The sequence below is a fragment of the Halioxenophilus sp. WMMB6 genome, from assembly GCF_033283405.1.
Classification (GTDB): domain Bacteria; phylum Pseudomonadota; class Gammaproteobacteria; order Pseudomonadales; family Cellvibrionaceae; genus Halioxenophilus.
In genome coordinates this window covers 17356-29947 of the sequence record NZ_JAWMQR010000014.1, presented here as the reverse complement: position 1 = coordinate 29947, position 12592 = coordinate 17356, and the positions used below count along the sequence as shown (strand labels likewise).

General features: G+C 54.8%; 12 protein-coding genes. 3 read left to right on the top strand and 9 right to left on the bottom strand.

Translation table 11 applies throughout. The features are described 5' to 3' along the window. Positions 1 to 81: 81 nt before the first annotated feature. From SBL51_RS22395 to SBL51_RS22380, 4 genes are all read right to left on the bottom strand, one after another. Positions 82 to 1653: a gamma-glutamyltransferase family protein gene (locus tag SBL51_RS22395; RefSeq protein WP_317933423.1), complete on the bottom strand. Its 1572-nt coding sequence runs from the start codon at positions 1651 to 1653 to the stop codon at positions 82 to 84. Further along, positions 1654 to 2853, bottom strand: coding sequence for an amidase (locus SBL51_RS22390; RefSeq protein ID WP_317933422.1), 1200 nt, complete (start codon positions 2851 to 2853; stop codon positions 1654 to 1656). It lies immediately after the preceding gene. 115 nt (positions 2854 to 2968) lie between these two features. Then, positions 2969 to 3985, bottom strand: a complete 1017-nt coding sequence (locus SBL51_RS22385) for an adenosine deaminase (RefSeq protein WP_317933421.1) — start codon at positions 3983 to 3985, stop codon at positions 2969 to 2971. 9 nt (positions 3986 to 3994) lie between these two features. After that, positions 3995 to 5116 carry a purine nucleoside permease gene (locus SBL51_RS22380; protein ID WP_317933420.1) on the bottom strand — a complete coding sequence of 374 codons (1122 nt, stop codon included), beginning with the start codon at positions 5114 to 5116 and terminating at the stop codon, positions 3995 to 3997. Between the two features lie 263 nt (positions 5117 to 5379). On the opposite strand from SBL51_RS22380, the gene puuE reads away from it, so the two are divergent. Continuing rightward, a complete protein-coding gene (gene puuE / locus SBL51_RS22375) occupies positions 5380 to 6291 on the top strand; it encodes an allantoinase PuuE (protein ID WP_317933419.1) in 912 nt (303 codons plus the stop codon). Between the two features lie 535 nt (positions 6292 to 6826). On the opposite strand, the gene SBL51_RS22370 is transcribed toward puuE, so the two are convergent. Further along, the gene (locus tag SBL51_RS22370) at positions 6827 to 6970 is read right to left on the bottom strand and encodes a hypothetical protein (protein ID WP_317933418.1); all 144 of its coding nucleotides are present in this window, start codon (positions 6968 to 6970) and stop codon (positions 6827 to 6829) included. 407 nt (positions 6971 to 7377) lie between these two features. Further along, on the bottom strand, positions 7378 to 7509 hold the full coding sequence (locus tag SBL51_RS22365) for a hypothetical protein (protein ID WP_317933417.1): 132 nt from the start codon (positions 7507 to 7509) through the stop codon (positions 7378 to 7380). Between SBL51_RS22365 and SBL51_RS22360 the strand changes: the two genes are divergently transcribed. Both SBL51_RS22360 and fnr read left to right on the top strand, forming a co-directional pair. Beyond that, positions 7498 to 8697, top strand: coding sequence for a coproporphyrinogen-III oxidase family protein (locus SBL51_RS22360; protein ID WP_317933416.1), 1200 nt, complete (start codon positions 7498 to 7500; stop codon positions 8695 to 8697). The two genes, SBL51_RS22365 and SBL51_RS22360, sit on opposite strands and share 12 nt — an antisense overlap. Before the next feature lie 147 nt (positions 8698 to 8844). After that, the gene (gene fnr, locus SBL51_RS22355) at positions 8845 to 9582 is read left to right on the top strand and encodes a fumarate/nitrate reduction transcriptional regulator Fnr (RefSeq protein ID WP_317933414.1); all 738 of its coding nucleotides are present in this window, start codon (positions 8845 to 8847) and stop codon (positions 9580 to 9582) included. A gap of 94 nt (positions 9583 to 9676) precedes the next feature. On the opposite strand, the gene SBL51_RS22350 is transcribed toward fnr, so the two are convergent. From SBL51_RS22350 to SBL51_RS22340, 3 genes are all read right to left on the bottom strand, one after another. Beyond that, the gene (locus SBL51_RS22350) at positions 9677 to 10093 is read right to left on the bottom strand and encodes an Hsp20/alpha crystallin family protein (RefSeq protein WP_317933413.1); all 417 of its coding nucleotides are present in this window, start codon (positions 10091 to 10093) and stop codon (positions 9677 to 9679) included. A gap of 235 nt (positions 10094 to 10328) precedes the next feature. After that, positions 10329 to 11012, bottom strand: coding sequence for a phosphatase PAP2 family protein (locus SBL51_RS22345; protein WP_317933412.1), 684 nt, complete (start codon positions 11010 to 11012; stop codon positions 10329 to 10331). A gap of 28 nt (positions 11013 to 11040) precedes the next feature. Then, the gene (locus SBL51_RS22340) at positions 11041 to 12585 is read right to left on the bottom strand and encodes an ArnT family glycosyltransferase (RefSeq protein WP_317933411.1); all 1545 of its coding nucleotides are present in this window, start codon (positions 12583 to 12585) and stop codon (positions 11041 to 11043) included. Positions 12586 to 12592: the final 7 nt, after the last annotated feature.

Below are 12592 nucleotides of genomic sequence, written 5' to 3'. Positions count from 1 at the left end.
ATTACAGCGGCAAGTGACAACGCTACTCACCAAACGGTCGAAAAGGGTTAAACAGAAATCAGTAAAAGGCAGCGTGGCTGGTTAAACCACCGCGCTCAGTGCAGCACCGTCACTGCGCGGGTCGGTAGCCACCTGCAGCGAGCCATCCTCGGCGAGGATAATGCCGCCGGCGTGGCCCATGGTTTCGCTGCCACTAGGTACCGGCGCCACTTCGTGGCCCATGGCCGTCATCGATTCGGCCAGCTCATCAAAGAGCCCCTGCTCCATCTTAAGATTGGTGCTGGTCTCGCCCCAGGTGCGACCCAACAGCCAGCGGTCGCGGGCAATCGCTTCGTCCAATGGCAAGCCGTGGTAGATATGCCGGGCGAACAGCGCCGCCTGGGTTTGCGGCTGCCCTTCGCCGCCCATGGTGCCGTAGCTGAAACGGCGGCCATCGTTAAGCACGGCCAGGGCTGGGTTGAGGGTGTGCAGGGGTTTGATACCGGGCGCCAGGTGGTTGTGGTGATTGCCGTCGAGCTTGAAACTGACTCCGCGGTTGTTCCACACCAGGCCAGTGCCAGGCAGTACCAAACCACTGCCAAACTCCCAGTAGATACTTTGAATAAACGAGACCAGCGTGCCATCGGCATCCAGCGCGCCCATCCAGACGGTGTCACCCGGTTCAGCGGGTTTGGGCCAGGGGGCGGCGCGGTTGGGCGAGATGGCATCGGCCATCGCCTGCAAACGTGGCTCACCGAGCAGCTCCTGGGCCGCCACCGACATACGGCTGCGGTCGCAGACCAGCTGATCACGCACAATAAATGCCTGCTTGGTGCACTCCACCAGGTGATGCACCCGCTGCAGTTCGCTCCAGCTGGCATCATAGAGGCGATCGTAAAGCGCCAGAATCATCAGCGAGGCGACCCCCTGAGTGGGCGCCACCATGTTGTAGAGCTGCCCCTTGCCGGTGGTTACCATCAACGGGGTTACCAGCTCCGCCTGGTAGGCGGCGAGATCATCCGCCGTAATGGGGCTATCGGCGGCCGCCAGGCCACGGCTCAAGGTCTGGCCGATATCGCCGCGATAGAAATCTTCCAGCTGCAATTGCGAACGATAGAGGTGCTCGATCAGATCGGCCAGCTTGGCGTTACAGAGGGTGTTGCCGGCAGTGAGGGTTTTACCCTGGTCCAGGTAGGTTTCGGCAAAGCCCGTCACCCCATGCAGTGCCTCAAAGGTCTTGGTCGAAGCGGCCACCAGGCTCTCGGTAATTTTGATACCCCCGCGCGCCAACTGCTCGGCTGGCTCCAACAACCGCTGCAACGGCAGGCAACGGCGGCTACCCTGCCACTGCCGGGCCAGATGCCAACCGGCCACCGTACCCGCCAGGGTGATCGCCGCCCGGCCACCGCGGTCGGGGATACCCGACTCCTGGTAGGCTGCCAGGGTCGCTTGGCTACCGGCATAACCACAGGCGTCGATGGCAACAGGGGCCTTACCCGGCTTTTGAATCAGCCAGAAGCCATCGCCACCGAGGCTGTTCATGTGCGGGTATACCACCGCTACGGTGGCGGCGGCGGCGATCATCGCATCGACGGCACTGCCACCCTCTTTAAGAACGCTCAAGCCAACTTCGGCCGCCTGATGATGCGGCGCAGTAAACGCTACGTTGGTCATTTAGTTTGTTATTACCTCTGTCAGTAACGGTTGTAGTGCCTGGGCGGTGTTAATCAGGGCCTGATCAGCACCGGGTAGGGCCAGCAGCGACAATCCCCAGGGGGCGTTTTGATCGGTTAATAGCGGCAGGCTTAGCTGTGGGCTGCCCAGCAAGCCGGCGGGGGCAGTTAAGCCCATCAGTAAGTTGCGATAATTGGCGAGCGCTGCCGCCGGCATTGCCAGCAGCGGTGCTGCCCCCGGGCAGCTCGGCAGAATAACCAGTGAGTCCGGGTTGGGCAGAAAGCGGTCGCGCCAGTCGCGGCAGAATTGTGCCGCCTGTTGTTCGGCTTCAGCCTGCTGTTCGGCCGTGATGGTTTGGCACCAGGCAAATCGATCGGCGATATCATCGGCAAAATGGGGTTGGTGCTCACTCACCCAGGAGCCGTGAGTCTGCCATATCTGGTAGCCCTGCAGTGTTCTGAACAGGGCACTGCTGGTGGCCATCATTTCAGCCGAGAGTATCTCCACCCGCACCCGCTCAAACTGGCCAGCCAGTGCGCTGGCCAAGCACTCAGCGATGGGCTGCCAGAGGGCAAGCCCTTCGGGTAGCAGCAGGCAGAGCTCCGTCATCGGCTGGGCCGTTTGCGGTGGCAGTAACACAGACGCCACCTGGGCCAGGGTGGCCAAATCCCGCGTTAACCATCCGGCGGTATCAAAACGTGGCGCCAGGGGCATGCAGCCCTCTAGGCTGACCAGACCATGGCTCGGGCGCAGGCCATAAAGGCCGTTATAACTGGCCGGCACCCGGATGGAGCCGCCGGTATCAGTACCCAGGCCAATATCCACCACCCCCTTGGCCACCGCCACCGCCGAGCCGCTGCTGGAGCCACCCGGCAGGCGAGTGGGCGCCTTGGGGTTCAGCGGAGTGCCGTAGTGAATATTCACACCATTGAGGCTATAGGCCAGTTCATCGGTGAGGGTCTTACCAACCAGCTGTGCCCCTGCCGCAAGCAGTTGCTGTACGACAGGGGCGGTAGAGTTTGGTGTTGGGTGAGTCGCCAGCCAATCAGGATTCCCCGCCGCCGTGGGTAGGCCGGAGATATCAAACAGATCTTTGACGCCGAGGGTTAATCCCTGCAGTGGCCCGCCGGGAGTGGCAGTAGCCGAGAGCCGCTCGGACGTCTCACACAGATAGACGAATTCAGGAGCGGCGGGCAGCATGGGATGTCGTTCTCGCAGGCAGAAGCCATTGTTTAAAATTCGAGCGGCAGTTTGTCATAACCTGTCCACTTGGTCAAGTTTTAAGATGAACTGGTAGCAGTCGAACCACAGCGCCCTAGCTCAATGAAGCAGAGATGCGATCCACTTCGGCCAACCAGTGCTGCTGTTGCTCAGCAGGCAGAAAGCTTGCCAGAAAGCTGTTCTTCACCAACTGAATTAACTGCGCCGCCGTCGGCTGCAGGGCTTCGGCCACTGCGGCATAGTTGCGATTGAGGTAACCGCCAAAATAGGCCGGGTCGTCGGAGTTGATCATCACCCGCAGGCCTCTATCGAGCAGCGCCAACAGTGGGTGGTCGGCCATATTCGGGTAGACGCACAGGCGCACATTGGAGAGTGGGCAGACGGTGAGCGCCATGTTGTCATCCACCGCGCGGGTCATCAGCGCTTCGCTTTCAGTGATACGCACACCGTGATCGATGCGGTCCACGTGCAGCAGATCAAGCGCCTGTTCGATGTACTCGGCCGGCCCCTCTTCGCCGGCGTGGGCCACACACTTCAACCCCGCCGCCTTGGCTTTAGCGAACACCCGTTGGAACAGCTCCGGTGGGAAGCCGTGTTCAGAGGAGTCCAACCCAACTCCGGCAATCTGCGCCAGGTAGGGTTGTGCCATCGCCCAGGTGGCCAGGGCATCCTCTTCCGGCAGGTGGCGCAGGAAACACATAATCAACTGGTTGCTGATGCCAAGCTCACTCTCGCCTTTGGCCAAAGCGGCGGTGATGCCACCAATTACAGAGCCAAAACTGACGCCGCGGCTAGTGTGGCTTTGTGGGTCAAAGAAGATCTCGGTATGCACTACCCGGTCGGCGGCGCAGCGCTCCAGGTAGGCCCAGGTGAGATCGAAGAAGTCCTGCTCGGTTTGCAGAACATCGGTCGCCTGGTAGTAAAGATCCAAAAAGGATTGCAGGTTGTCGAAATCGTATAGTGCAGCCAACTCATCAGCGGATTGATACGGCAGAGTGACGCCGTTGCGCGCCGCCAGCGCCATCACCATCGCCGGTTCCAACGAACCTTCAATATGTATGTGCAGCTCGGTTTTGGGGAGCTGGGCAATCAAGTCGGAGAGATCAGCCATCACCGCCCCCTACTCTTCACTGCCAGGCACACGGGCTTTATAGGTGGCCCAGTTGTTGAGGATTTCACTCACCACGGTGTTGCCGACGATATAAGCAGATTCCAGTGCCATATCGAGCCCGGCGTAATCTTCACCATCGCCCGTCAAGCTCTCCACGGCGCTCTGCCCCGTCAGCACCGGCATACTGAAATTACTGGCGGTGCGCAGCACCATCAAGCGATCGTAATCGGCGAAACCGGCTCGGTCGAGGTAGAAGAGCGCCTGAGCAGTGCCGGTATCCTCCATACCCGAAGAGACAAATTCGCCCTTATCTTCCGTCCAGTATTTCACCCATTGGTTGGCCCACTCATTCAGTAACTCGCCGTGCCAGAAGGTCATGGCGGAGACGTTGTCGCCCAGCAGTACAAAGGGAGGCTTCTGGGCGTTGGGGAAATCGGTATAGGCGGCACGCAATTCAGCGATGGGCGCCTGGTCTGGCAGCTCAATGTCTTTGGTCAAGCCATAGGCCCAGTGCGCCAGGCCACCGTTGATGTGGAACATTTCACCCTGGTTGGGAGGATTGGGTTTTTGATAGGGACCTTTGGCAAACAGCGCCAGGTAACCCGTGGGCCAATCTTCTGGAATCTCGCGCGCGTCGATTTCGTGGCCCAGGTCACCATCCACCAGGTACTCGGCCCAGGCGGCGGAGCCGATGGAGGCGTCGGCCGGGTCGAAACCGGCGATGCCCGCCACTAACCAGTAGGCGTGGGTCAGATCGAAGCGTGGGTCCAGCCCTAGCGCCATGATGGCGGCGGTGGATTTGGCGGTACCCATGCCGGTCACCATACCCAGCACGCCGGTTTCTGTGTTCATATAGAGATCGTGGTGCGACTGCGGGAAAGCAAATTGGGTATCGAGGCCGGCGCGCTCCTTCCAACGCTGGAATTCACCGGCGGTATCACCGCTGTCGTCGCCAATTTCAAACATGGTAACCACCACCACTTTCACCTCGATGGGCTTGGTGGCCTCTGCCACAGGGGTGGTTGCCTCTGGTTCAGCTGGCTTACCACAGGCAGTCAACAGACCGACCAATAGCGCCACGGCCAGTACCCCATAGCGGTTAAAGAATGTCACCGTTTGTTCTCCTCTCATGTATTGGTTTCCCCCAATTTTTAATTTCATGGTTAAGCTTGGCCATATCGCAAGCAGGCTTGGTGCCAAAGCTGTCTAGTTGGTCAATTTTTTGAATGGTAACGCGGATAGCCCCCTGGCGGACAGACTAGCCGGCTAAGCACGCACCAAGCTAAGGCAAAACAGTCGCACTTTCCACCAGCGGGCACCAATATTATCCTCACGCCCTACAAGCGAATGATTGCCACAGAAGATCGGCCACGAGCCACCCACGGAGAACAGCAATGAGTTTTTACCCTCGCGACCTTATCGGCTACGGCGCCACCACCCCGGCACCCAACTGGCCCAACAATGCCCGCGTCGCCCTGCAGTTTGTTATCAACTACGAGGAGGGAGGGGAAAATTGCATTCTCGATGGCGACCCGGCTTCGGAGCGATTTCTGTCGGAGATTATTGGTGCGGAGGCCTTTGCCGGCCAGCGCCATATGAGCATGGAGTCAATCTACGAGTATGGCAGCCGGGCAGGCTTCTGGCGTCTGTACCGGCTATTCACTGAACGACAGCTGCCGGTGACGGTGTTTGGTGTGGGCCAGGCACTGGCCAAAAATCCGGCTGCGGTGGAGGCGATGCTCAAGGCCGATTGGGAGATCGCCTGTCACGGCTTGAAGTGGACCCACTATCAGGACATGGCAATAGAGCAAGAGCGGGAGATGATGGCCCAGGCCATTGAGCTGCACACCCAGGTCACCGGCAGCAGGCCGCTCGGCTGGTACACCGGTCGCGACAGCCCCAATACCCGTTTATTGGTCGCCGAGTACGGTGGCTTTGCCTACCACTCCGACTCCTACGGCGATGACCTACCCTACTGGTGTTACGATTTTGAAGAGCCGTTATTGACCGTGCCCTATACCCTCGACAGCAACGATATGCGTTTTGCCACGCCCCAGGGTTTTAATGCCGGCGATCAATTCTTTAATTATTTAAAAGACAGTTTTGACTTTTTGTACGAAGAGGGAAAAACCGCGCCGAAGATGTTAAATATCGGCCTGCACTGCCGACTGGTTGGCCGCCCTGGACGGGCGATGGCACTCAAGCGGTTTCTCGATTATGTGCAGCAGCACTCGCAAGTGTGGGTAGCCACCCGTTTGGATATCGCCCGTCACTGGCAAGCGGTACACCCGCCAATATCAGCGTGATTTTTAATAGCAGGCCAATGGATTACACCGTTTGCCACGCAACAGTTAATTAAACCGCCAGCCCCGGACCCTCACTCAGGCGGGGCTATCACCGAACAATATTTCAAGCCGACCATTATCCCCAAATAGCAACGGAAGCGTGTGAATGGTTTGTTACCACTATTTGCTTTTTATTAACGGCTCTTTCTACTATTAACGATTTCTATCTACACAACAGCGAAGTCGCCCGCTGGTATTTAAATCGGCCGGGCTTATCCATTTTCCGTACAGTAAAGAGCACTATCGACTCAGACCAGATTCAGACAACGGGCGAGATAGGAGTGGTCACTCGCTGACCAAACCCGGAACTCGATCAGCGGTAACACCTGGATTCGATTTTAACGACATTCATGTTAGGGATTGCGCACAGTTATTCACCCGCTTTCCCCAAATAGCCGTGCTAATTAGCGCTACACGCAAACAATACAAGTGTTCAAGTTTATGCGCTCATTTCCCGACGTACTCGGCTACCCGAAAATACCAATCAACCGCTTAACTATTTATGGGCAGGTGCGTCCGGTGGGTTTTTTCGCAACTCTTCACGAATATGACTGACCATAAATTTAGTTGCATAGATCACCACGGCGGCAGTGGCAACAACAACAATAATCCCAGACAAAACAACGGTATCAATATACATTTTTGAACCCTCAATTCGATTTGGCTTGCTACTCTTTTACCGGACGCAGCCGGCAATTTTGGAGAAGTCATTCGCCCTCTCCACAGTTTGCAAACTACGCCTTGGCGCCCCCAGGGGCTTGACACATGTCAACCTGTTGTGGTGGGGAGTAGTTACAGTAACTTGGCAATTGATTTAGAGCAGATGGACGCAGGATAGGCGCCCATAGCGTTTGCGAGGAGCCAAGGTTGCTCTGGATAATAACGATAACCGCCGATTGCGGCGCGCAAGTGAAAGCAGAGATTCACAAAAGCGTGACGCATAAGCAGGGGGGCCAGCCAAACAGTGACGGCCCAGAGAGCGTCTATTAGATAATTAGGATTAGTACTTCGATGGCCACATTCTCCCCGCCAGCAACAGACATATGGTCAAAACTGCACAATCTGCCAGGCATCCAAGCCATACAACCACTCGTTGACCGGCTCACGGATTTCAACCTGGATGCCGCTGCCCTGCGTGACATAAGCAGTGAGTGCCGGCAGCTTGCTGTGTGTGTCCACGTCCCCTTCTGCCGCGAAGTATGTAATTTCTGCAATTGCAATATCGTTGTCACCCGCCAATATGGTCTGGCTGCACAGTATGTGGATATGCTCCGGCGTGAAATCCAGTGGTATGGCGAGGCTCTGCATGACACCCCACTCACCCAATCACCGTTAAAACAGCTCTATATTGGTGGCGGCACCCCCACCTTTCTGTTGGCCGATGAGCTGCGCAGGCTGATGAGCGGTATACGTGACCAATTTGGTGTGTCGACTAGCCCCGACCGGGATTATTGTATCGAAATTGACCCGCGCTTCTTCGATTCTGAAATGGCACAACTCATCAAAAGTCTGGGCTTTAATCGTGTTCAATTTGGTCTGGAAGACTTCAACGTGGATGTCCAGCAGGCCACCAACCGTAAATATACCGGCCAAACGGTACAGGATGCGGTCGCAGCCGCCCGTCAGGCTGGTATCAAGCTGATTAGCATCGACCTGCTCTACGGCCTCCCCTACCAAACGCAAGCCAGCTTCGCTGCCACCTTAAAGCAGGTTGCCAGGCTTCAGCCGACACGTGTGTTTATGCGCCACTTTCAGTTCGAGCCGGCGACCTTTCAAACCCAGGCCCAACTCAATGAAGCTGAGATACCTGACTCCAATACACTGGTGAGCCTGCAAAATCTGGCGGCAGAGTTCTGGCTGACCCAAGGCTACGCACCACTCGGCGCTGTTGGGTTTATGCGCAACACCGACCCACTCTATAACGCTGCCGAGCACGGCATTCTGTATAGCTTTCACCGGGGCTACGGCAGCCAACCCTTTGATTTTCAACTGGGAATAGGCCAATCGGCGATCAGCCGTACACCGTCAGCCCTGTGGCAGAATCAGCGCCACCTGCGCGACTACACCAAACAGGTGGTTAAACAGAACCACTCGATTAGCCGGGGGTTGTATCTCAACGAGGATGACCGGGCTCGTCAGTTTGTAGCCGAAAAACTTCTTTGTAATCAAAGTATTAGCAAGAGAGATTTTGAACAGCGGTGGCAGCAGCCATTTGATGATTATTTTGCCGATGAGATGGCAGTGCTGAACTGCCTAAAAACCGATAACATACTGCAAAATGATGCCAACAGCTTTGGGCTGACCGGCTCAGGGCGCTGGTTCGCAGCCGAGCTGGCAGCACTGTTCGATAGCAACTTGGCGCACTAGTTAACCATTCATGCGATAGGGGCGCCATTTAGCCCGCATAACTTGCTTATTAGCTACTTACGATTTACCTTCTTTGAAGGCATGCACTCTCGCCATTTTTTTTGTACACTCTCCCTTTACCGCACCCGCCTAGGATTTTAAAACGCTATGGCCAACAGTAACTACGTTCGCTGCAGCAATTGCGCCGTCAGCAAGTTTTGTCTGCCCCACACCCTATCCGGGGAGGACATCAATCATCTTGAGGGGATTGTCCAGCAGAAACGGGTACTCCACGCCGGCGAAACGCTGTACCACTCAGGCGACCACTTTGATGGCCTGTACGCCATTAGCTCTGGCAGCTTCAAATCAGTTGTGATCGCCACCAACGGCGATAGTCAGATCACAGAATTTGCATTCCCTGGTGAAATTTTGGGTTTTGATGCTTATCACGGCAAAACTCACAACACCTTCGCAGAGGCATTAGAGACCAGCAGCGTCTGCTTTTTACCCCAGGCTCAGCTGGACACCTTGTCACAGAAAGTACCAGCCCTGCAGCAGCAGCTTTATAACCTCTTCTCGGCAGAGATCCAAAGCAACAATGAGTTCCTGTTAATGATGGGCAAACGCTCAGCCGAAGACCGATTGGCCGCTTTGCTCATCAACATCTCCAGCCGCTACTCTCAGCGCGGCTACTCAGCAACCCAGTTCCGCCTTTCCATGTCACGCACTGACATCGCCAATTACCTGGGTCTGACCATAGAAACCGTTAGCCGCCTGATTCGACGCTTCCAAAAAGAGGAGCTCATCGCGGTCAGCCAGCGGGACATCACCATCATCGATTTGGTGGGGTTAAGCGAACTGGCCGGTACTCACTGCACTTACGAACAGGAAGTCGGCTCCCGCTAGCCAGTCATAAGCGCTGCTGCTTACAACTCTTCTGCTCCAGCTCTACCACTACGCTGGGCTGAACCATCAGAGTTGGCCACAGCAGCGTCCATCACTATTTGATCTCAATTTTCTTTTGTGTGGGTGGCAACTCTTGTGCCTTCGGCGCCTGCAAGGTTAACACGCCATTTTCAAACTGAGCGCTGATATCACTCTCCTGCACACCTGGCCCCAAATTGAAGCTGCGCTGGTAGCTACCAAACCGGCGTTCACGTCGAATGATTTTATCGCCCTCTTCCTGCTTCTCGTCACTCTCCATTTTGGCATCCAAGGTTAGCAGGCCATTGTGCACGGTAACGTGAATGTCTTCCTTTTTAACGCCTGGCAGATCAGCACGAATTTCGTAGTGATCTTTTTTATCTTTGATATCTACCCGCGGTGCGAACACTCCGGCAGCGCCTTCCCCGGGGGCAAAGAAAGAGTCGAAGAAGTTATCGATATCCCAAAGTGAATTGCGTGGTACTAAACTCATGGTTACTCCCTCCTGAAATCACTATGCATTGCATTTAGAAAAAGGTTAGAGCGAACTACACACCAAACACTACACTGCCAAATCCCACCTTTTCTCGCTCACCAACCTTTGAGTACAACATGCCCGTTAAGGTACTACTGGGAGACATTATTTTTTTGAGATACGTCAACCATAGCCAATACCAAGTTGGCATATCTAGCCGCACAGTTAATTAAGGCGGGCAATAACTACTCTGCTATCGATTAGAGAGTTGCGGCAGCGGGTAAGCGGTGGTAGCTGGACTATGAAAAATTGGATCCAAACGGAAGCACTCAGCCAACCACTGACAACCAAAGTGCACCACCCAATAAGCAAAAACCACATCACTCAGAAAATGGCCTCCTTGCATAATGCGCGTCAGCCCAACCAAACAACCAAGTGCAAAGCCAAACACATACCAGCGTCTATCACCAAACACCCAGGCCAAGGCTATCGTAAAAAAAGCAATGGCGGCATGACCACTGACGAAGGAGCAGTTAGTATCGCAGGCGCCGGAATAGGTGAGTGGTGCAGTGAAGGGTAAATCACCGCCAAAAATAGTAATATCACCAGGACGTGCTCGCCCAGTGGTGTTGTTTTTTAACAGTGTATTAACAAGCAGGCCAGGCACCAGCAGCAGTGATACAAACAGATAACCAGAAGCCTGCCGAAGTTTATGCCAGTTACTGGCGCCCCGCTTAATAATTAGCTGCCATTGGCTGAGCAGAAGCAGGGCCAACAGAATAAGCAACCAAAGAAAGTGAATTTTAGCGAAAAAGCGGTAGATAAATACCACTTCCGGTTGAGCGGCCAGATTAAAGCCGTGGTGATAAAAGGTGCTACTGACGGACAGATCGATCTCAGGCCACAGAATAAAAACGATCGTTGTTACAAAAAACAAGACCACATCCAAACGCGGTATTAGAGTTCTACTGTTTAGGAACCATTTCTCCATAACCATGAAACCCTCTTAGCCAATAAATATATAAGAGCTTGCCAGATGTAACATGATAATCTTGAATTGTTTCCAATAGTTGAACGTCCATAAATCGTTCTATGAACGGTGCAGCTACTGGGCTGTTGGTCAGAAAAAGAAACTCCTGCCTATCGTTATTTTGCCAATAACTGAAATTATTTTTTAAATCGTAGTAATCCTGAATGTGGCCAGCGTCTTCGTTCCAATAGGCAAAATTATTGCTGCCAGGATAGAGGTAGTAACCGAAATAGGCCAGCAGCTTGCGCGAGTCACTCGCCAGCACGGCTGCGGGATAGTCTGCTTTATAGTGCTGCAAGCGATTGCCGAGCTCATCCCAACCCAGCACGCGTTCATATGGATTATTCTTGGTGGTCGACTCAACGCCAGCCTGCTTTAGTAGCACCGGGTAGTGATAAAAAATCGCCAATAGCAGCCAGTTACAGACAACCGCCACCATCAAAGACTTCGGCCTCTCCCGCAACACAGCGCCGAGCAGCAGCACCGCGCTAATCAGTGCCGGCGCAGCCCAGTTGGCAAAGGCTCGGCTAAACAGCGCCTGCACAGCGATGAGGGTCAACAGGCCAACACCAGGCCACAAAACAACTCTGGCCCACTCCTGCTGATGGATAAGGCTCGCTACCATTCGCCAGTTACGCCACAACAGATAGGCGCTCACCAGGCCCAACAGAAACAGCTGGCTCACCAGAAACTCAAGCAATTTCAGCGGATGAATCAAATTGCCCGACAACTGTGAGATCTCGGCGGTGTGCTGCCAAGAGACCCAATGATTTTGGTAATTCCAATAGACGTTGAGTGAAAACAGCGCAGCGGAGATAAGCACCGCCAGCCAAGGGCCCGCTTGCGACAGTATCGGCCGCCGCTCACGATTGAGTAACAGATAGATAAAAACCGTGAGAGGAAATACTGCGAAATTGTATTTACTCAGCATCCCGCAGCCAGCAAAGAGCCCCACTAAAGCCCAACGATAGAGCGCCCCGGTTTTAAAAGCCCACAACAGCTGCCAAAGGCTGAGCGACCAAAAAAGCAGTAGCACAGAATCCGTGGTAATAAACAGGCTGTAGAAACCCACCAAGGGCATACTGGAAAAGAGCAGGCCGGCGGCGGCACCGCTGTGCCTCCCACCAAAATCAGAACCTATCCGATAGACAACCCAGCTGGTTAGCGTCCAGGCACAGAGTGCAGAAAATTTAATCACCTCTTTGGAGTCACCGGCAATAGAGGTGAACGCCCCAATCAACCAGGCCAACATTGGCGGCTTGGAGTAGTAACCGAGATCCGGGCTTAATGACCAATGGTAGTAGTAGATCTCATCGTAAAATAGGCCAACATAGGGCTGCCAGATAAGGTAACAACGGTAGCAGAATGCCAACAAAAGTAGACTATAGAAGAGTACAACCGGGCTACGCCAGACTGCGCTTAAACCAACGCTCTGCCATACAGAGGCAGGGGTGTGTGGCGTGTTATCAAGCTCCGTCATCGCAAAC

Bases quoted from the DNA above. Each gene is read 5' to 3' on its own strand.
- SBL51_RS22395 (WP_317933423.1), bottom strand. From the start codon at position 1,653: ATGACCAACGTAGCGTTTACTGCGCCGCATCATCAGGCGGCCGAAGTT.
- SBL51_RS22390 (WP_317933422.1), bottom strand. From the start codon at position 2,853: ATGCTGCCCGCCGCTCCTGAATTCGTCTATCTGTGTGAGACGTCCGAG.
- SBL51_RS22385 (WP_317933421.1), bottom strand. From the start codon at position 3,985: ATGGCTGATCTCTCCGACTTGATTGCCCAGCTCCCCAAAACCGAGCTG.
- SBL51_RS22380 (WP_317933420.1), bottom strand. From the start codon at position 5,116: ATGAGAGGAGAACAAACGGTGACATTCTTTAACCGCTATGGGGTACTG.
- puuE (WP_317933419.1), top strand. From the start codon at position 5,380: ATGAGTTTTTACCCTCGCGACCTTATCGGCTACGGCGCCACCACCCCG.
- SBL51_RS22370 (WP_317933418.1), bottom strand. From the start codon at position 6,970: ATGTATATTGATACCGTTGTTTTGTCTGGGATTATTGTTGTTGTTGCC.
- fnr (WP_317933414.1), top strand. From the start codon at position 8,845: ATGGCCAACAGTAACTACGTTCGCTGCAGCAATTGCGCCGTCAGCAAG.
- SBL51_RS22350 (WP_317933413.1), bottom strand. From the start codon at position 10,093: ATGAGTTTAGTACCACGCAATTCACTTTGGGATATCGATAACTTCTTC.
- SBL51_RS22340 (WP_317933411.1), bottom strand. From the start codon at position 12,585: ATGACGGAGCTTGATAACACGCCACACACCCCTGCCTCTGTATGGCAG.